This window comes from Streptomyces xiaopingdaonensis (genome assembly GCF_000262345.1).
GTDB lineage: Bacteria > Actinomycetota > Actinomycetes > Streptomycetales > Streptomycetaceae > Streptomyces > Streptomyces xiaopingdaonensis.
In genome coordinates, this window is the sequence record NZ_AJTQ01000190.1 from 1 (window position 1) to 18,599 (window position 18,599).

Here is an 18,599-nt window from a genome sequence, read left to right on the forward strand (position 1 = left end):
GCGGCGGCTGCGTGTACGGGTTCTGGCCCTGGGGGCCAGGACCGTACGGGTTGTTGAACGACATCGGGCCATAACTCCAGGTGTCTTGCGCGTGCAGGGGACAGTGCGGCGTCCATCCTGTCAGCCTGTATGCGCAGGACAGGCACCCAGGGCGACGCGGCACCGCACACCCGTAGGGGAGAGCAGCAGAGGCCGTTCCGGTTCCGTACGGAGGGCAGCAACCGTCCCTTCCGGCGCGAAGATTCGGTGCAGACCTGCACACATGCGCCTGCGGCTCCTCCCGACTCCCCCCGTCCCGCACGGCGTTCGGGCGGCACGGTCCCGAACTGCCCGGAACCGCCCGCCCGTCCGCCGCCCGCTACGCCTCGGCGCCCCGCCTGCCGTCGCGTTCGGGCGCGGGCTCCGTCGCCGTCTCCTCGTGCGGGGGCGCGCCCCGGCGCCCGGTGTGGTGGAAGACGAGGTTGAGGAGGACGGCCACCACGCACCCGGTGGAGATACCGGAGTCGAGGATGATCTTCGCGCTCTCCGGGAACGCGTGGTAGAAGTCGGGCGCCGCGATCGGGATCACGCCGACGGCGAGCGAGATGCCGACGATCATCATGTTGCTGTCCTTGTCGAGCCCCGCCCTGAGCAACGTGTTGATGCCGCTCGCCGCGACGGACCCGAAGAGGACGACCCCGGCACCACCGAGCACCGGCTGCGGAACCGTGGCGATCAGCCCGGCCGCCATCGGGCAGAGCCCCATCAGCACGAGGATGCCGCCGCCTGTCGCGACGACGTACCTGCTGCGGATGTGCGTCATCGCCACGAGGCCGATGTTCTGCGCGAAGGCGCTGCACATCAGGCCGTTGAAGAACGGGCTCACGAAGGAGCCGAGCGTGTCGGCCCGCAGCCCCGCGGCTATCGTCCGCTCGTCCGCGGGGCGTTCGACGATCTGCCCCAGCGCGAGCATGTCGGCCGTCGACTCCGTCATCGAGACGAGCATGACCACGCACATGGAGACGATCGCCGCCGCCGCGAACTGCGGGGCGCCGAAGTGGAACGGCGTCGGGAAGCCGACGAGGCCGGCCTCACGGACCGCGGTGAAGTCGGTGAGGCCGACCGGGACCGCCAGCACGGTGCCGGCCGCGAGACCGAGGAGGACGGCGATCTGCTTCCAGAAGCCGCGGGTGAAGCGGCGGATGAGGAGGACGAGGACGAGGGTCGCGCCGGCCATGGCGATGTTGCGTCCTTCGCCGTAGTGCGGGTCGCTTTCGTCGCCGCCCTGGGCCCAGTTGAAGGCGACCGGCAGGAGCGAAAGGCCGATGAGCGTGATCACGGTGCCGGTGACGACCGGCGGCAGGAACCGCACCAGCCTGCTGAAGTACGGCGCGATCACGAAACCGAGCGCGGCGGCGACCATCGTCGCGCCGAATATCACGGGGAGGGCGTTCTCGGACCCTTCGGCCTTGCTGATCGCCAGCATCGGCGCGACGGTCGCGAAGGTGGCACCGTTGACGAACGGCAGCCGCGCGCCGATCCGCCATACACCGAGCGTCTGGAGAAGAGTCGCCATGCCGGCCATGAAGAGGCTCGCGCCGGTGAGGAACGTCAACTCGGAGACGGAGAGCCCGACGGCCGCGCCGATGACGAGCGGCGGGGCCACGACGCCCGCGTACATCGCCGCCACGTGCTGGAGGCCGCTGGTGAGGAGCTTCAGCGGCGGCATGCCCCGGTCCACGGGGTGCTTCGCCCGCGCTGTCCCCTCCGACTGCGGGTGATCCCGTGCCGGTCGGTCGGGGGCGGCGGAAGGGGAGTCGCGTTTCCTGTCGGGGCGGCCTTGCGGCGCGTCGGGACGGTCGGACACCTGGGTCCTCCTGTGGGTCTTCCGTGCGCGGGGCACGCGTTCTCCTGGTGGGTGGCACGGCGTTGCTCGGTGCGCTCGTGGGCGCCGCGGACGCGCGGGTGCCGCCGTACGGAGGGCGCGGCGGCGGTCGCGTCGGGGCGCGGGCCTGTGCGGAGGTACGGAAGTGCGGGTGTGCACCGGCGGCGTGGACCCGGTCAATGCGCGGGCGTGCGGGAGGAGTTGGGCGCCGGTGCTGCGGCGGCCGGCATCGGTCGGCCGCTCGGCGGCGCCCTCGCGGAGGGTGACCCCCGCGAGGGCCGGGGTGCACGGCGAGGCTCGGTGAAGTGGGGCTCGCCTGGCGGGTGTCGGGGACTCGGCTCGGTGCCGGGCATGCGGTGCCGCGGCTCAGCGTAAGGACATCATCGTCGCAACCTCCGTGCCTGGACGGCGGCTTCGCGCGCGATCGCCGTCTCGTCGTCGCCGAGGAGCACGCCGTCCTCCACCACGGGCCTTCCCCCGACGAAGGAGAGCGCCACCGGCGCCGCGGCGCCGAGGACGAGCGCTGCGACGGGGTCCTCGACGGTGGAGTGCCCGAGGCCGTCCAGGCGCCAGAGGACGAGGTCCGCGAGCTTGCCGGGCTCCAACGACCCCAACTCCCGCTGCCTGCCGAGGACTCGGGCGCCGCCTGCGGTGGCGAGCCGTAGCGCGGCGCGTACGTCGAGCGCCGCCTCGCGCCGCTCGCCGAGCCGGTTGAGGAGCAGCGCGTTGCGCAGCTCGGTGTGGAGCTCGCCCGACTCGTTCGACGCGGTCCCGTCGACGCCGAGGCCGACGGGCACTCCCGCGTCGAGCATCGCGGGCACCCGCGCCAGCCCGGCGGCGAGGCGGGCGTTGGACGACGGGCAGTGGGCGACGCCGGTGCCGGTGCGTGCGAAGGCGTCGATGTCGGCGTCGTCCATGTGCACGCAATGTGCCATCCAGACGTCCTCACCGAGCCAGCCGGTGGAGGCGAGGTAGTCGGTGGGGCCCATGCCGAACCGCTCCCGGCAGAACTCCGCCTCCTCCCGCGTCTCGGAACCGTGGGTGTGCAGCCGTACGCCCAGCCGTCTCGCCAACTCGGCCGACTCACTGAGGAGTTCGCCGGTCACCGAGAACGGGGAGCAGGGCGCGACGGCCACCTGCACCGTCGACTCGGGTGAGGGGTCGTGGTACCGCGCCACCGCCTCCTCGGTGGCCCGCAGCGCGCCTTCGGTGGTCTCGACGGCGAAGTCCGGCGGGAGGCCCCCGTCGGAGGCGCCGAGGTCCATGGAGCCGCGGGCCGCCGTGAGGCGCACACCGAGCCGTCGCGCGGCGTCGACCTCGGCGCCCAGCAAGTCACCCGTGCCGCGCGGGAAGATGTAGTGGTGGTCGGCGGCGGTCGTGGTGCCGCCCCGCACCATCATCCCGAGCGAGGCGCGCGCGGCGGCGTGCACCATCTCCTCGTCGATCAGGGACCAGACGGGGTAGAGCTCCACGAGCCAGTCGAAGAGCGGGGAGTCCTGGGCGAGACCCCTGGTGAGCCACTGGTAGAAGTGGTGGTGGGTGTTGACGAGCCCCGGCGTGGCGAGCTGCCCCCGCCCGTCGACGCGGCGCACGACGCGCTCGAGGCCGCCGGGCGCGGGTCCCGGGCCCACGGCCTCGATCCGGTCGCCGGCGAGGACGAGGTGCCCCGTCGCGTATTCGGTTCCGTGGCCGTCCACCGTCGCGATCGCGCAGCCCTCGACGACGGTGCGCTCCATGTCGACCGCCGCGGCTGCGCCCGACGTTGACTGCCCCGTCATGCTGCTCCCTTCCGGCGGCCCCCGGGTCGGCCCGCCGTTCCGCCGGCCGGCGGCTGCGCGCGCGCCGGCGACCGCTCGCCGCTCACAGGTTGCTCAGGTCGACGGGTATCCGCTCGGCCTCCCCCTCGCGCACCACCGTCGCCTCGATCAGCCCGTACGGGCGGTCGGCCGCGTAGTAGACGGCGCCGTCCGCTGGCTCGTTGGAGAGGCCGAACGGCGAGAGGTCCACGCGGAAGTGGTGCTTGTTCGGCATCGAGAGGCGTATCTCGCCGAGTTCGGGGCGCCCTTCGAGGACGTCCGCGCCCATCTCGTAGAGCGTCTGCTGGAGCGAGTACGAGTAGGTGCCGGCGAAGGCGGCGAGGAGGCGGCGCTCCACCTCGGCGTGGGCCGCGTTCCAGCCGTCCTCGGGGGCTGCCGCGCCGAGGTGGCGCCACCAGGCGGTGACGTCCGTGGCGAGGATGCGGTCGTACTCCTCGACGAGCGTGGTGTAGCCGTCCTTGACGTAGCCGTGGAACTCCGAGTCGGTGGAGTTGAGCACGGTGAGGCCCTTGACGCCGGAGAGGACCTCGGTGCCGCGTGCGTCGTGGGTGACCTGCGCCGTCCGGACGCAGCGTCCGCTGCGGACGAACGAGTGTCCCGTGCCGGCGTCGTCCTCGGAGACGCCGCCCGCCGCGTCGATGCGGGACCACGCGTACTCCTCGACCCGGATGCGGGCCCGTGTGATCGGCGCGCACGTCGCGACGAAGTGCCGGGCGAGCAGCGTCCCGAACTCCTCCGGCGAGGCGACGCCGTGTTCCTTGGCGAAGGCGTAGACGGTGTTCTTCGTGGTGTCGGTCGGCAGCACGTGGGCGTTGCTGCCCGAGTAGTGGACCTCGTCGAGGTCGCCCTGGAGCGCGACGGAGACGTTGAGGTCCCTGATCCGGTGCCCGGCGCCCTCCCGGGTCACCTTGAGGACGCGGACCTCGGACTTTCCGTACTGGTTCTGCCCGAGCACGGCCCGCACGGCGGCGGGACGCGGGGCGGCGGGTTGCGCGGTCTCGGTCACGTGGATCAGCTCCCTCGGTATACGGAGTAGCCGAACGGGCTGAGCAGCAGCGGCACATGGTGGTGCTCGCCCGGTGCGACGGCGAAGACGGTGGAGACCTCGGGGAAGAACCCGACGTCCGAGTAGCTGCCCGTGTCGAAGTGGAGACGGGCCCAGGCGGCGCCCTCGGGGAGGGCGGGGAGGTCGCGGCAGCGGCCGTCCCCGTCGGTGCTGCTCTCGGCGTGCGGCTGCCACTCGCCGTCGCGCCCGGTGCGCACGGCGAGCCGGACGGGGACGCCGGCGGCGGGCCGGCCCGCGGATGTGTCGAGCACGTGGGTGGAGACGGTGGCTGCGGGCGGGCTGCTCATGCCGCGACCCCTTCCTCGGCGAGGCGGGTGAGGCGGAGCCGGTTGATCTTCCCCAACTCCGTGCGCACGGCCTCGCGTTCGCGTTCGGGCGGATTGTCGAGCCGGTGGCGGGCGGCGTCACGCAACTGCTCGCCGGTGAGTCCGGTGGCGCAGACGAGGAAGGTGTGGCCGAACTTCTCCTGGTAGGCGAGGTTGAGTTCGAGCATGTCGGCGCGCAGCCGTTCGGAAGCGTCCGCCATACCGCGCTGCTCGCGGGAGGAGACGGCGTCCGACGGCTCGGGTCTGCCGATGCGGGGATGGCCCGCGAGCGCTTCGTCGACGTCCCCTGCGGTGAGGGCGGCGACGGCGGTGTCGCTGGCGTCGAGCAACTGCGGGAGGCCGGGGAAGGGGCGGGCGCCGAGGAGCGCCGTCGCCCAGGCGCGGGCCGCGCACACCCGGTGCAGGGCGGCTCGCGCGGCCTCCTCCTCCGACGAGTTGAGCCAGGTGAGACCTGGCGCGGAACGGGACGTCACACGTGACCTCCGGAGCCGTGAGGCGGTTGGGCTCGTGCCGACCCGGACGATCGCTCGTTCGGGTCGGAAGACAGCCAAGCGCGCCGACCGAGCGTCGTCAACAGTTTGTTGAAGAGCGGCTGTTGGGAAACATCCGCGACACGACGCGTTCACGCGCCACCGCGGCGCGCTCCGCGCGGCTCCGCCGAGGAGGCCGGCCGCGCGGCGGTACCGTGCGGCCGGCCGGGCTCAGCCCCGCTCTTCGCCGTGGTCCCTCGCGCGCTGCTCGTCGCGGTAGTTGATGTAGTTGTAGACGGTGAAGCGGCTGACGCCCAGCGCCTGCGCGACCGTCTCCACGCCGTGGCGCACCACGAAAGCACCGCGCGCCTCCAGGCTGCGCACCACCGACTGCTTCTCCTTGCGGTCGAGTTGGGCGAGCGGCATGCCGTAGCGGCGCTCCAGCTCGCCGAGTATCCGGTCGAGCGACTCGGCGAGGTGCGGCAGCCGCACCGCAGCGACCTCCTGCCCCTCCCAGCGCAGCACGACGTCGTCGACCGCGGCGCGCTCGACCGGGAGCAGGTCGCCCCCGAACGCGTCGACGAGCGGACGCACCGCCTCCACGAAGCGCGCCCCCTCCTCATGCGCGGCCTCCTGCCCGGTGTCCGCCTCCGCCGTCACCGCTCCCCCGTCCCGGCCGTCTCGACGCCGTCCTCGTCGGCGGCCTCCTCGGGGACCACGCTCACCTGGAGGGAGATCCGCGTCGCACCGGCCGCGAGCGAGGAGCGGAGCAGCGCGTCCACCGTCTCCAGCACCCGGGAGGCGTCGCCCTCCGCCGTGTTGCCGAAAGGACCGACGTCCACCTCGTCCAACTCCCCCGACTCCACCACCTTTCTCGCGGCGAGCGCGTGGGGAGGCGCCTCCTGGAGGTCGAACGGCTCGGTGGTGCACTCGACTCGCAATCGCATGGCACCAGCTTGTCATTTCGCCCGCCGGCAGAGCGCCGCTCCCCCGCGGCGTGTGCCCGGCATGAGACCTTGGGCCGGGCCGACGGCCCGCCCCGGCCGCCGAAGACGGGCGGCCCACCACGAGAGGAGAACGCAGTGGCAGCGCCGGTACCGCAGAGGCTCACCCCCTTCCTGATGTTCCAGAACGGCCGCGCCCAAGAGGCGATCGACCTGTACACCTCGCTCTTCGACGACGGCGAGGTCCTGTCGCTCACCCGCTACGGCGCGGGGGAGGAGGGCCCCGAAGGCACCGTCAAGCACGCGGTGCTCGGCATCGCGGGCGAGCAACTCAACCTCATCGACAGCCCGATCGAGCACGGGTTCGGCTTCACGCCCGCCATCTCGCTCTACGTCCGCTGCGGCACCGCGGACGAGGTCGACCGGCTCTTCTCCGGACTCGCCGAGGACGGGCAGATCCTCATGCCGCTCGACGAGTACGGCTTCAGCGAGCGCTTCGGCTGGGTCGCCGACCGGTTCGGCGTCACCTGGCAGGTGAGCCTCGACGGAGCCGAGACCTCCGACTGACGTGCGGTGCACCCCGAACCCGTGGGTTCCGATGTCGCTGCCTCTTCGTAAAATCGCTCCCATCGGGGACGATTGGGCCACAGGCTGGGCCCTCCGTCCCGCCCCGTACAGACCGCCACCGTGAACCACCGCCGGGAGCCCCAGAGATGGCCGAAAGCGTGCTCGTGCGCTGCCCTGTATGCCGTCGGGAGCACACGTACACCGCGCCCGTCTATCCCTGTTCCTGCACCGCTCCCGTGGTGCTGCCGCTGCTGCGCTCGGCGCCGCCCGTCCGCCGCGACCACCGCACCTGGGAGGGGAGCTGGGTCTCGGTGCGCTGCGCCCAGTGCGGGCGCGACGACGAGTGGCCGCAGCCCGAACTCGCCTGCGAATGCGGCGCGTTACTCTGCCTGCCCGTGGCCCGGACGCAACCGCCGCCGACCGCCGCCCAGTCGGCCCAGCCACCGCGCCCCTCGGCACTCCGCGCCGGCGCCCCGCCGAAGCGCCGCCCCGCCTTCCACCCGGTGACGATCCGCACGGCGCAGGACGCCAGGACGGCGGCGGCCCAGTACCTCCGCTGGCTCGGCTTCGCCGACGTCCGCGTCAGGGAGCGCCGCCCCTCCTCCGGCGTCGACCTCCGCGGCCCCGGCGTCGTCGCCCACGTCGACCCGTCCACCGCACCGACCGCCCTCCGCGACGTCGAGACACTCTGGCTCAACGGCCTCAACGAGTCCGCCGTCTCCGTCTGCTTCTCCCTCGCCGGCTACGCCCGCGACGCCCGCACCCGCGCCGACGAACTCGGCGTCCCCCTCTTCGTCCTCGACCTCACCGGCACCCCGCAGCCGGTCAATGATCCGGCGGACGATTTGATCCGGGCCACGCCGGGGTGAGGGGCGGAGTGCGCGCGGGTGTGGAGGCCAACTGCGCGGGAGCTTACGGGAGTCGGGGCTCATCCCGATGTTGCTGGTGCCCGGCTCGTCGAGCACGAAACCGACCCGCCACCTTTCGGTGGGGGCCGGTCAGCTCACTCCATCGAGCCAGGGAGCTGCTTCGGCTGCTTCGCCCGAGCGCCGACACCGGGCGGTAGCAGTGACGTTAAGACGTCGCTGGCCCCCAGCGATACCGGAGACGCCAGTTCGCCACCCCGTCTAGCTCTTGAGCGACTCCACGAAGGAGTGCCACGCGGGCCCGTCGAAGACCAAGGTGTGCCTGCGGCCTGGGTCCTTCATGTCTCGCACGCCCTGGCGTTGTTCGCCGAGCGCGGCGTGCTCGACGCACGCGTTGTTGCTCCCGCTGTAGCTGCTCTTGCGCCAGCCCGCTCCCTCAAACTCACCGCGCTGGGGCACTGCGTCCGTCGCCATTTTCCACTCTTCCGATCAAATCACCGATGTAGCTGCGGGACTCGACGGGCGGCATGGCAGCCGCAGACAGCTCGTCCCACATGCGCGTGAAGAGTGCCACATCAGCCTCTTGTTCCAACAACGCACCGCCAGCCATGTGCTCCAACCACACCACGTCCATGGCTGGTTGGCCTGTGAGTGTAAGTACGTGATATGGCGCGATCTGCTCCAGGGGCACTCTCGCCCGAGTGCTGAGTACCTGGATCGTAACGTTCGGCAGACGGCTCATGGCGAGTAGGTGGCGCAGCTGGTCGGCGGCGAGGCCGGGCTCGTCAGGGATGCGATGCAAAGCCGCCTCGTCGATGATTGTCCGGTACCGGAACTCGGTCCGGCGCTTCAAGAGTTCAGCTCTGCGGAGACGTGTAGCGGTGAGGACCTCAACCCGCTCATCCTCAATGTTCGCCGTGAAGATCTCCCGCATGTACCCCTCGGTCTGAAGCAGCCCAGGGACAAGCATGTTCTCGAACACCCTGGCCACGCTGGAGTCGGACTCCAGCGTCAGGAAATCCCTCAACTCATCGTGCAGTAGCGGTCCTTGCCCCTGCCACCAGTCCACTTGGTGAATCGACTTGGCCAAGCGTGCCAAGTTGTCCTTGATCGCCTGGTCTTCGACGCCGTAGTAGTCGAGCAGCAGAGCCAGGTCGAGCTGCCTGATACCGCGTCGCCCGTTCTCGATCTGGCTGATCTTGGGCTGGCCGCACATCAACTTTTCAGCGGCTTCCTTGGTGTTGATACCTGCCGCTTGACGGAGCCTCTTCAGCTCTCCACCGAGCCGCTTGCTACGCATCGTGGGCATGTCGCTCTGGGCCATGGCCACATGATGTCCGCCCCCGCTGCCCCTGTACAGCCGTCATATGTCAACCTCAATCAAACGAGTGGATAACTGTAGGAAGACTTGCCTGCGACTCACGAGTCGTCCAGCATCTTCACCAATCCCGTAGAAGCGGCAGGCAAACGACTGAACGCACGTGTGCATAAGGGCAGTTGGGCGACGTGCACTGGAGGAGCCATGGGGCGGCCTGAGATGCACCGGTACCTGCACCTGACACCCGAGGTGGTACGGACCACCAGGTGGGAAGTCGGCAAACGCCTGATCGACTGGGGATGCGAAGTCGTGGCGGACGACGTCGTGTTGATCCTCTCTGAGCTGCTCGCCAACGTGCTGGAGCACGCCGGGGACCAATGCGAACTCGGACTCTGGCGAGCAAGGAGCTGCCTCCTCGTCGAAGTGTCCGACCGGAGCCGGTTGCTCCCCGTGCTTCACGACGTCTCCCTCGGCGACGTGACCGGCCGGGGCATGCAGTTGGTGAACGCTCTGTGTCACAGCTGGTGGACGACACCGACTCCTACCGGCAAGACCGTCGGCTGCGTGTTCCGCGCAGAGCCGGCAATGGTCCGTGACGACGAAGTGCCCCCGGCTTATGAGGCTTTCTGCAACACGTATGAACGTGACCGCATGTGCACCTGGGACTCGGGAACTTGCGACTCGGCGGCCGAGCGAGACCAACTGGCCAGGGAACACTGGTCCGCACGAGGGCACGGGTTCTTCGACGTGGTGACGAGCAGCCGACTCGTCTTTCCGGAACACTCACCCCAGAAGCCTTCGGGCCTCGCACTTGTGCGCCGGCAGGAATAGCCCGCCTGACCGCCCCACGCGGTGAAGCAAACCCTCCCACTCCCGGCAGGCGCCTGCTGTTCCGCCGCCGCGACGCATGAGCCGAGACGCGGGGTCGCCCAGGCCATCTGCGCGCGGATGTACGGGGGTCGGCGCTCCTGTCGCCGTCGGCGTCAAGGTCCCGTTCGTTGGACGTGCCGCACTCACGAAGCACCCGTTCGCCTCCCGGCCGTCGGCGATCTCCTGCCGGATGCGCATGATCGATACACTGACGAGCTCAACCCCGCTTCGGGAGGACCGAGGACCGATGCTGACTCGACTCGAGATCAACGGGTTCAAGAACCTGCTGGACCTGGCCGTCGACTTCGGTCCGTTCACCTGCATCGCGGGCGAGAACGGCACCGGAAAGTCGAATGTCTTCGACGCCATTCAATTCCTGAGTCTGCTGGCCGACCAGTCCATGATGGAAGCGGCGCAAGAAGTCCGCGGGGAGCACGGCGAGCGCCACGGCGATCCACGGGACCTCTTCTGGAAAGGGTACGGACCCGGAGACCACCGGATGCGGTTCGCCGCCGAGATGATCGTGCCACAGGACATCGAGGACGACTTCGGCAGGGCCGCCAGCCCCACCACCACCTTTCTCCGGTACGAGTTGGAGATCGGCTACCAACAACCGTCCGGCTTGGACCGCTTCGGCAGGCTCACCCTCCTTCACGAGGAACTGCACCACATCAAGAAGGGCGACGCGCGGCAGCACCTCCAATTCCCGCACAGCGCCGCGAGTTTCAGGAACACCGTGCTTCTCGGTCACCGCAGCGGCGCCCCGTTCATCTCCACCACCGCGGAGTCCGGGGAGTCGATCGTCAAGATCCATCAGGACGGCGGAAGTCGAGGGCAGCCGAAGCCGGCGGCCGCCTCCAGAGCCCCCGCGACCGTCGTGTCCACGATCACCAGCAGCGACGACCCCACCATCCTCGCCGCCCGCAGAGAAATGGAGTCGTGGCGACGTCTCGCACTCGAACCGTCCGCACTCCGGAGTTCCGCGCGGTACGTCGACCCCTCGGTCATGGGGGCCGACGGTTCCCACCTTCCTGCGACACTCTTCCGGGTCGCCCACGCGGAACCGAGGACGGACCCGGAACGGATCTACGCACGCGTGGCCGGGCGGCTGTCGGACCTCATCGGCGTCCACGTCCGCGACTTGGAGGTGGACCAGGACGAGGTGCGGCAACTGCTGACGGTCAACGTGCTGGAGACCGCGGGTCTGACGCTGCCCGCTCGCAGTCTCTCCGAAGGCACGCTCCGCTTCCTCGCCCTCTGCGTTCTCCTGGAGGACCCCACCGTGCGCGGGCTGATCTGCATGGAGGAACCCGAGAACGGAATCCACCCGGCGAACCTCAACGCCATGGTCGACCTCGTGCAGGACCTTGCCGTCGACGCCCGGTCGGCGCCCGGTGCGGACAACCCCTTCCGTCAAGTGCTCATCAACACCCACTCGCCGGGCGTCCTGCAGCTCGTGCTTGCAGACGACCTGCTCTTCGCGGACACCGTCGTGCGCAAGGTGGCGGGCGGACCGCCGAGCAGGGCTCTGAGGCTCAGGCCGCTCGCCGGCACCTGGCGCGCAGGGAAGGCCGACGGTGCCTACGTCACCAAGGCCGACATCCTTCCCTACCTCACTGCTCCGGCCGGAGCACAGCTCACGCTCGACGGGGAGATCGCATGACGATGCGTGTTCTTTTCGTGGGAGAGGGAACAAGCGACAACGGTCTTGTACCGCACATCGAAAACGTGGCTGCACGCGGCGGCAGGGAAGTGTCCGTCACAGTGCCGGACTTCAGCCTGCTGCGGCCTCCGGTCGGCCACTCGGTTCAGCAGAAGCTGCAGGCCGCGCACGAACTCGGCGGCGCCTACGACCTGGTGGTGGCGCAGCGCGACGCCGATCGTGGGAGTGCGCAGGACCGCCGGGACGAGATCGAAGCCGCTGTTGTCAAAGAATGGCCGGGCGTTCACCACGTCGCAGTGGTTCCGATTCGAATGCTCGAAGCCTGGCTTCTGCTCGACGAAGCATGCCTCCGCCGCGTCGCGGAGAACCCTCGCGGCCGCGTCCCGCTGGACCTCCCGAACGGACTGGCAGCAGAGAAGATCGCCGACCCCAAGGCGCTGCTCAAGGACTCGCTCGCGCGGGCGAGCGAGTGCAGAGGAAGGCGCCTCGTCCAGTTCCAGAAGAGATTCACGCAGCACCGGCAGCGCATGCTCGAGCTTCTCGACCCCCGAGGGCCGGTGGCGTGTCTCCCGTCCTGGCAAGCCTTCATCCACGACCTTGAGGAGGCGTTCCGATCTCCACGACGTTGAGCACGGTGGGGTGCGGACCGAGTGGCAGGCGAGCAACTGCAGCGGCTCCGACGACGGCGGTACGAAGCACTCGTTCACCCCCCGGGCGTCACCACGACCCGCACCCCCGAACGCCCGGGCGCGGCCCAGGCCTCCGCGATCCTGGACAGGGGCCAGGCTTCGGTCTCCACCGTGAGGGACCCGTCGGCGAGCATCGCGAAGAGGGTCGGCAGGATCTCCGGGACGACTCTGGCGAACGCCTCGCGAGGCACGCTGCCGGCGCCCTGGCCGACGAGTTCGAGTCCTGCGCTGCGAAGAACGCCGGCCGGGAGGTCGACGGTCGGCCCGGCCATCTCGCCGATCTGCACGTAGCGGGTGCGGTGGAACTCGGCCGCCAGATCGTCACCGCCGAGTGCCCGCAACGTCTGCTGGGCCGGGCTGCCCCAGAGGTAGTCCAGCACCAGGTCGAACGGCTGCTCCGTGTGCAATCGGTGGAGCCGCGCCTCGAGTTGGTCACCCGCGGCATCGTCCGGACCGAGCTCGACGACGGAGTCCGCTCCGGACGCGGTGAGCCGGGCGAGGCGCTCGGTGTTGCGGCCGACGGCCACGACGCGGCCGGCCTGGAACCGCTGTTTCGCCAACTGCGCGGCGAGCGAGCCGGTGACCCCGGTTGCGCCGAGGACGAGCACCGACTGACCGGGGCGGACCTGCCCTGCGCACTCCAGCGCGAACCAGGCCGAGACGGCTGCGTTCGGCAACGCCGCAGCCGTGCCGTCGTCGAGCGTTTCCGGAACCTCGACGCTCGACTCCGGGTCGACCAGCATCCGCTCGGCCATCGCGCCACCGGGCGGCGTCGCCCCTGTGTACACGCGGCGGCCGTCGGGCAGGACCACGACCGCGTCCGTCCCGATCTGCCCCGGAAGGGGTAGTCGCCGGCTGGCGTAGTGCGTGCCCGCGACCAGCGCCCGCTCGATGTTCTTCAACGCCGCCGCCTGCACCTCGGCGACGACCAGGCCCTCCGCCGGGCTCGGTTCGTCGACCTCGGCGTAGCGCGGCGAGGCTCCCAACCGTTCGACGACTGCTGCTCTCACGCGTCCTCCATTATGGTTTCCAACGAAACAATAATGGGCGCCGCACGTTCGGGCAAGATGGTTTCCATGGAGACCAAGACTGGCGCCGTGGGGCAGATCGAGCAGCTGCTCGCACAGGTGGCAGGGCGCTTCACGGCGGAGGACGACACCGAGCAGCAGTGGCTCGTCGATCGGTGCTCCCCCGAAGCGGCCCGACTCGTGCCCCGACTGAGCGTGCAGGCACTGCACTTGCTCGACGCCGTCCCGGTGGAGGGCTCGATCAACGTCGTCGGACTCTCCCGGGCCACCGGCGTGCCGAAGGGCACGGTGTCGAAGCAGGTGCGCCGCCTCGTCGTCGCCGGCGCGCTCGAACGGCACCGGCTCCCGGACAACCTCAAGGAGGTGCACCTGCGCCTCGCCCCCGTGGGTGCGGAGATCCGGCAGGCGCACCGGAGCCTGCACGCCGAGATGGAGGAAGGCTTGCGCGCGTTCCTCCACCGCTACGACGAGGCAGATTTGGCCGTCATCGCCCGCGTGCTGACGGATCTTGAACGCATGCCGCGCGAGGGCTTGCGGTTTCGTCCCGATCTGCTCGACTGACGACGCAGAGCAGTCGACCTGCCGCCGGGGAAGGCTCACCACGCCCGCGCGACGCGTCCTCGAACCCGCGGTGTCTCGCTCGTATCCCGCCACGCCCGACAGCCCCTCACCTGCTCGGGAACCGGCAGTCGGGCCCGGGGCGGGTCGGAGTGCGGTCACCCGGCAGTCGAGCCGCCCTCACCCACGTACGGCGACGGGCGCCCGGCCGCCTCGACGGCCGGGCGCCTCCCTCAATCCCGGTACTCCTCCCCCGGCTCCCCGTCCTCCCCTGCCGCATGTGCCCGCAGCTCCACCCGCCGGATCTTCCCCGAGACCGTCTTCGGCAGTTCCGAGAACTCGATGAGGCGGACGCGCTGGAAGGGCGCGAGGACCGCGCGGGAGTGGGCGAAGATCTCCTTCGCCGTCGCCGGGCCCGGCTCCCAGCCCTCGGCGCAGACGATGTACGCCTTCGGGACGGCGAGGCGCAGCGGGTCGGGGGAAGGGACGACGGCGGCCTCGGCGACCGCCTCGTGCTGGAGGAGGGCGCTCTCCAGCTCGAAGGGGGAGACCTTGTAGTCGGAAGCCTTGAAGACGTCGTCGCTTCGGCCCACGTACGTCACGTAGCCGTCCTCGTCGAGGGTTCCGATGTCGCCCGTGCGGTAGTAACCCCCGGCGAGAACACGGGCGTTGCGCTCCTCGTCGCCCGCGTAGCCGGTCATGACGCCGACGGGGCGCCGGTGGAGGTCGAAGGAGATCTCGCCCTCCGTGGCGCCCGGCTCGCCCGTGACGGGGTCGAGGAGAGCGATCTCGAAACCCGGGGCCGGCTGCCCCATGGAGCCCGGCTTGACCCGCTGGCCGGGGAAGTTGCCGATGCCGACGCTCGTCTCCGTCTGGCCGAAGCCGTCGCGCACCTGCACACCCCACGCCCGTTCGACCCGCTCGATCACCTCGGGGTTGAGCGGCTCCCCCGCCGCCACCAACTCCCGGGGCGGGCGGCTGAGTTGGCCGAGATCGGCCTGGATCAGCATCCGCCAGACCGTCGGCGGCGCGCAGAAGGTGTCCACGCCCAGGCGGTCCATCTCGGACATCAGCCGGCCGGCGTCGAACCGGGTGTAGTTGTAGACGAAGATCGTCGCCTCGCCCGACCACGGGGCGAAGAAGCTGCTGTACGCGTGCTTCGCCCAGCCGGGCGAGGAGATGTTCATGTGGATGTCGCCGGGCTTGAGGCCGATCCAGTACATCGTCGACAGGTGGCCGATCGGGTACGAACCGTGCGTGTGCGCAACGAGTTTGGGGAGTGCAGTGGTTCCGGAGGTGAAGTAGAGGAGGAGGCGGTCGTCGGCGCGGGTCTCGCCCTGCGGCTCGAAGACGGCGGGCGCCGTCCGGGTCTCCGCGTAGGCGAGCCAGCCGTCCGCTGCCGTCTCGCCGCCGACGCTGATCCTGGTGTAGTCGCCGGGTACGTCGAGGAACTTCCCGGTGTCCTCGGCGCGTGCCACGACGAACCCGGCGCCGCCGCGCGCGAGGCGGTCGGCGAGGTCGGCGGGGCCGAGCAGCGGCGTCGCGGGGATCACGACGGCGCGCAGCTTCATCAGCGCCAGCAGCGTCTCCCACAGTTCGACCTGATTGCCGAGCATCAGGACCACGCCGTCGCCCGGCCCGACGCCGTGCCCGCGCAGCCAGTTGGCGACGCGGTTGGAGCGTTTGCGCATCTCCTCGAACGTCACCTGGGTCTCTCTGCCGTCCTCCTCGACGAGGTGGAGGGCGACCCGGTCGTTGCCGTCCGCGATGCGGTCGAACCAGTCGAGCGCCCAGTTGAAGTGCTCGGGGCGCGGCCACTCGAAGCGCGCACGCGCCGCGGCGTAGTCGCCCCTGTGCCGCAGCAGGGTGTCCCTTGCGGAGCGGAAGGCGCTGGTCGGTGTCTGCGCGGGCATACGTTCCTCCTCGTACCGGACACTGCTGCGTACCGCCACATCGTGTACGGGGCGCGGCACGCGCACCACCCCTGCGCTGCCGGCGGGCTCGCACGGGTGATGCTGTCCTCCCTGCCCGCCGGCAGCGCATTCGACTCCGGGCGCGGGCACCCTTTCCCGCACGCCCGGCCGGCCGCCCCGTAACGTGGGCGCGCGGGCGGTCGGTTGACGAGGGGGGGAGCACGGATGGCGCTGCGCGCGGTCGTGCGGTCCTTCGGTCCTGCGCACCGGGTGGTCGAGGTCGAGGAGTACGCGCCGCCTCCGCCGGGGCCCGGGCAGGTCGCCCTGCGGATGACGGCGGCGGCCGTCAACCCGTCGGACGTCGTCACCATCGCGGGCGCCTACCCGTCGCGCACCGGACTGCCGTTCGTGCCGGGTTACGAGGGCGTGGGGGTGGTGGAACGGGTCGGCTCCGACGTCGCCGGCATCGCGCCCGGCGCGCGGATGCTGCCGCTGGGGAGCGCGGGCGCCTGGCAGCAGGTGCGGACGGTCGAGGCGCGGTGGTGCTTCCCCGTACTCCCCGAACTCGACGACGAGCAGGCGGCGTTGGCCTATGTGAATCCGCTCACGGCCGTGCTGATGGCCCGCGGGTACGGCGTGCCGGGCGCGCGCGCCGTCGTGGACGCCGCGGGTTCCGCGATCGGACGGATGCTGCTGCGGCTGCTCTCGGAGCGCGGCTGCGCACCGGTCGCCGTGGTGCGCGGTGCGGCCGGTCGCGCGCGGCTCGCCGGGCTCGTGGACGAGTCCGAGGTGGTCTGCACCGAGGAGCAGGAGCTTGCGCCGGCGATCGATGCGCGCACCGGCGGACGCGGGCCCGCCGTCGTCTTCGACGCCGTCGGCGGGGAGCAAGGCGCCGCACTCGCCCGGGGGTTGGCGCACGGCGGCACGTTCGTCCACTACGGGCTGCTCTCCGGCGCCCCGCTCCCCGACCCGTCCCGCTACCGGCCCGACGTGCGGCTCGTCCTCTTCCGGCTGCGCGACGTCGTGCACGGGGCCGAACGACCGTGGCTGGAGAGGGCGTTGGCGGAGGCGCAGGGGCTCACCCTGGACGGGGAGACGGCCTCGCCCGTCGCCGCGCGCCACCCCCTCGCGGAGGTCCGCAGGGCGCTGGAGCACGAGGCGGCCGCGGGCCGCGCCGGGAAGGTGCTGCTGCTTCCCCAGGCCTGAGACGGGAGCGCAGGGGCGGTCGGCGCCCGTCGGGCACGCCGTGCGCCGGCGTGTGCTCCGCCGCCACACGTACGGGCGGGCCTCGCCGTACGGGCGCGTGGCGGGGCATGATCGGGGCAGGCATCCGCGGGCGCGCGCCCGAGCAGGGCGGGGTGACGCCCGGAGTCGCACCCGGGAGGCGCCCGGTGGGGCTCCGGAGGAGAGGGGCAGGGTCGGTGGCACGGGGAGACCGCGGGACCAGAGCACGCAGCGGGGCCGTCGCCGTGCGGCCGGGCCGCACGGCGCGGCGCGGTGCGGCGGGGCGCGGCAGGCGCGCGCCGGGGCTTGCCGCCTGGACGGCCGCGCTCTTCCTCGCCGTCATCACGGCGCCGCTCGCCGCGCGCGCCCTCGACGTCGACGGCCCCACCCCCCTCCCCCAACTCCTCGCCTTCCTCCCGTGGTTCCTCGCACCCGGCTGGCTGGCTCTCGCCTACGCCGCGCTGGCACGGCGCTGGCTCCTCCTCGGCTGGGCCGCCGCGGCGCTGGCGGCGACGGGCTGGTTCCTCCAGCCGTACGGCGCGGACGCGCCCGAGGGCTCGGCCGAGCGCCCGGCGGAGGCCAGGTTCCGGGTCCTCACCGCCAACCTCGAGCACGGCGGGGCGACGAGAGGTCTCGTCGAGACGCTGCGCGACGAGCGCCCGCAGCTCGTCTCGGTCCAGGAGTGCAACCCCAGGTGCGCACGCGCGCTCCGGACGGCCGAACTCCGCGACCTCTACCCGCACCGCGTCGTCGCCCCGTCCGAAGGGGCCGGCGGCTCGGCGCTGCTGAGCAGGTTCCCGCTCGGCGGGGAGACGTCCCTCGACGAGAGCCGGATGGCGATGCCGGGCGCCGTGGTGCGCATCGGCGAGAGCCGGGTGCGGGTGCAGGTCGTCCACCCCATGCCGCCCGATGTCGGCGAAACGACGGCGTGGAAGCGGGAGTTGGGCGTGCTGCGCCGGCTCGCCGAGCGGCCGCACGGCGAACCCCTGCTGATGGCGGGCGACTTCAACTCCTCGCAGGACCACGCCGCCTTCCGCGCCGTCCTCGACACCGGCCTCGACGACGCCGCGCGCCAGGCAGGCCAGTCCCGCACGCCCACGTGGCCGACGGCGACGGCGCCGCCCCTCGGCGCGCAGATCGACCATGTCCTCCTGGGCGACCGCATGGTCGCGATCGGCGCCGACTTCCTCGACCTGCCCGGCACCGACCACCGCGCCCTCGTCGCCGACGTCAAACTCTTCGCGGCGGAAGACGACTGACCAAGTGCGCGCGTTCACAAGGGAGTTGAGGAGCGCCGGACGCTCGCCTCGCGAACGCCCGGCCCCCTCTCACACCTCCAGCAGATGCTCGGGCCGCAGCGGGGTGCGCCGCAGCGCACGCCCCGTCGCCTGCCGCACCGCCGCGAGCACGGCGGGG

19 protein-coding genes are annotated in these 18,599 nt (G+C 71.3%); 8 read left to right on the forward strand and 11 right to left on the reverse strand.

The window, feature by feature from the left end; translation table 11 throughout:
* Nucleotides 1–358 precede the first annotated feature (358 nt).
* The 7 genes from UWG_RS0115660 to UWG_RS33055 all read right to left on the reverse strand — a co-directional run bounded on the left by UWG_RS0115660 (nucleotide 359) and on the right by UWG_RS33055 (nucleotide 6,490).
* On the reverse strand, nucleotides 359–1,846 hold the full coding sequence (locus UWG_RS0115660; protein ID WP_016908168.1) for a solute carrier family 23 protein: 1,488 nt from the start codon (nucleotides 1,844–1,846) through the stop codon (nucleotides 359–361).
* A gap of 398 nt (nucleotides 1,847–2,244) precedes the next feature.
* Complete coding sequence (locus UWG_RS0115665) at nucleotides 2,245–3,642, reverse strand: 8-oxoguanine deaminase (RefSeq protein WP_016908169.1); 1,398 nt, start codon at nucleotides 3,640–3,642, stop codon at nucleotides 2,245–2,247.
* An 82-nt stretch (nucleotides 3,643–3,724) separates the two neighbouring features.
* Nucleotides 3,725–4,687: a factor-independent urate hydroxylase gene (pucL, locus tag UWG_RS0115670; protein ID WP_016908170.1), complete on the reverse strand. Its 963-nt coding sequence runs from the start codon at nucleotides 4,685–4,687 to the stop codon at nucleotides 3,725–3,727.
* A 5-nt stretch (nucleotides 4,688–4,692) separates the two neighbouring features.
* Entirely contained in the window at nucleotides 4,693–5,034 is a 342-nt protein-coding gene (gene uraH, locus UWG_RS0115675; RefSeq protein WP_016908171.1) for a hydroxyisourate hydrolase, read from the reverse strand.
* Entirely contained in the window at nucleotides 5,031–5,546 is a 516-nt protein-coding gene (gene uraD / locus UWG_RS0115680) for a 2-oxo-4-hydroxy-4-carboxy-5-ureidoimidazoline decarboxylase (RefSeq protein WP_016908172.1), read from the reverse strand. Before uraD ends, uraH begins: the two co-directional genes overlap by 4 nt.
* Before the next feature lie 228 nt (nucleotides 5,547–5,774).
* Nucleotides 5,775–6,203 (reverse strand): helix-turn-helix domain-containing protein, encoded by a 429-nt coding sequence (locus UWG_RS33050; RefSeq protein ID WP_016908173.1) that lies wholly within the window; start codon nucleotides 6,201–6,203, stop codon nucleotides 5,775–5,777.
* Nucleotides 6,200–6,490, reverse strand: coding sequence for a hypothetical protein (locus tag UWG_RS33055; protein ID WP_029391484.1), 291 nt, complete (start codon nucleotides 6,488–6,490; stop codon nucleotides 6,200–6,202). The genes UWG_RS33050 and UWG_RS33055 overlap by 4 nt, the downstream gene beginning before the upstream one ends.
* Before the next feature lie 135 nt (nucleotides 6,491–6,625).
* Here UWG_RS33055 and UWG_RS0115695 point away from each other — a divergent pair, with 135 nt between their 5' ends.
* Together UWG_RS0115695 and UWG_RS0115700 are read left to right on the forward strand one after the other, a co-directional pair.
* Nucleotides 6,626–7,054 carry a VOC family protein gene (locus UWG_RS0115695; RefSeq protein WP_016908175.1) on the forward strand — a complete coding sequence of 143 codons (429 nt, stop codon included), beginning with the start codon at nucleotides 6,626–6,628 and terminating at the stop codon, nucleotides 7,052–7,054.
* A 146-nt stretch (nucleotides 7,055–7,200) separates the two neighbouring features.
* Nucleotides 7,201–7,923 carry a hypothetical protein gene (locus tag UWG_RS0115700; protein WP_016908176.1) on the forward strand — a complete coding sequence of 241 codons (723 nt, stop codon included), beginning with the start codon at nucleotides 7,201–7,203 and terminating at the stop codon, nucleotides 7,921–7,923.
* Nucleotides 7,924–8,181: 258 nt separating this feature from the next.
* Here UWG_RS0115700 and UWG_RS0115705 read toward each other — a convergent pair whose 3' ends face one another.
* Both UWG_RS0115705 and UWG_RS0115710 read right to left on the reverse strand, forming a co-directional pair.
* A complete protein-coding gene (locus tag UWG_RS0115705) occupies nucleotides 8,182–8,394 on the reverse strand; it encodes a DUF397 domain-containing protein (protein ID WP_016908177.1) in 213 nt (70 codons plus the stop codon).
* Nucleotides 8,363–9,244 carry a helix-turn-helix domain-containing protein gene (locus UWG_RS0115710; protein ID WP_050988583.1) on the reverse strand — a complete coding sequence of 294 codons (882 nt, stop codon included), beginning with the start codon at nucleotides 9,242–9,244 and terminating at the stop codon, nucleotides 8,363–8,365. Before UWG_RS0115710 ends, UWG_RS0115705 begins: the two co-directional genes overlap by 32 nt.
* A gap of 198 nt (nucleotides 9,245–9,442) precedes the next feature.
* Here UWG_RS0115710 and UWG_RS31730 point away from each other — a divergent pair, with 198 nt between their 5' ends.
* From UWG_RS31730 to UWG_RS0115725, 3 genes are all read left to right on the forward strand, one after another.
* Nucleotides 9,443–10,069: an ATP-binding protein gene (locus tag UWG_RS31730; protein ID WP_016908179.1), complete on the forward strand. Its 627-nt coding sequence runs from the start codon at nucleotides 9,443–9,445 to the stop codon at nucleotides 10,067–10,069.
* Between the two features lie 286 nt (nucleotides 10,070–10,355).
* Nucleotides 10,356–11,771, forward strand: a complete 1,416-nt coding sequence (locus tag UWG_RS0115720; protein WP_016908180.1) for an AAA family ATPase — start codon at nucleotides 10,356–10,358, stop codon at nucleotides 11,769–11,771.
* Entirely contained in the window at nucleotides 11,768–12,400 is a 633-nt protein-coding gene (locus UWG_RS0115725; protein WP_029391486.1) for a DUF4276 family protein, read from the forward strand. The genes UWG_RS0115720 and UWG_RS0115725 overlap by 4 nt, the downstream gene beginning before the upstream one ends.
* A 74-nt stretch (nucleotides 12,401–12,474) precedes the next feature.
* Here UWG_RS0115725 and UWG_RS0115730 read toward each other — a convergent pair whose 3' ends face one another.
* Nucleotides 12,475–13,470 (reverse strand): quinone oxidoreductase family protein, encoded by a 996-nt coding sequence (locus tag UWG_RS0115730; protein WP_016908182.1) that lies wholly within the window; start codon nucleotides 13,468–13,470, stop codon nucleotides 12,475–12,477.
* Between the two features lie 66 nt (nucleotides 13,471–13,536).
* Between UWG_RS0115730 and UWG_RS0115735 the strand changes: the two genes are divergently transcribed.
* Entirely contained in the window at nucleotides 13,537–14,049 is a 513-nt protein-coding gene (locus UWG_RS0115735) for a MarR family transcriptional regulator (RefSeq protein WP_029391487.1), read from the forward strand.
* 230 nt (nucleotides 14,050–14,279) lie between these two features.
* On the opposite strand, the gene UWG_RS0115740 is transcribed toward UWG_RS0115735, so the two are convergent.
* Nucleotides 14,280–15,959: an AMP-binding protein gene (locus UWG_RS0115740; protein WP_016908184.1), complete on the reverse strand. Its 1,680-nt coding sequence runs from the start codon at nucleotides 15,957–15,959 to the stop codon at nucleotides 14,280–14,282.
* Between the two features lie 225 nt (nucleotides 15,960–16,184).
* On the opposite strand from UWG_RS0115740, the gene UWG_RS0115745 reads away from it, so the two are divergent.
* Nucleotides 16,185–17,165 carry a zinc-dependent alcohol dehydrogenase family protein gene (locus UWG_RS0115745; RefSeq protein WP_016908185.1) on the forward strand — a complete coding sequence of 327 codons (981 nt, stop codon included), beginning with the start codon at nucleotides 16,185–16,187 and terminating at the stop codon, nucleotides 17,163–17,165.
* 215 nt (nucleotides 17,166–17,380) lie between these two features.
* Nucleotides 17,381–18,442: an endonuclease/exonuclease/phosphatase family protein gene (locus tag UWG_RS0115750; RefSeq protein WP_016908186.1), complete on the forward strand. Its 1,062-nt coding sequence runs from the start codon at nucleotides 17,381–17,383 to the stop codon at nucleotides 18,440–18,442.
* The last annotated feature ends 157 nt before the right edge of the window (nucleotides 18,443–18,599 follow it).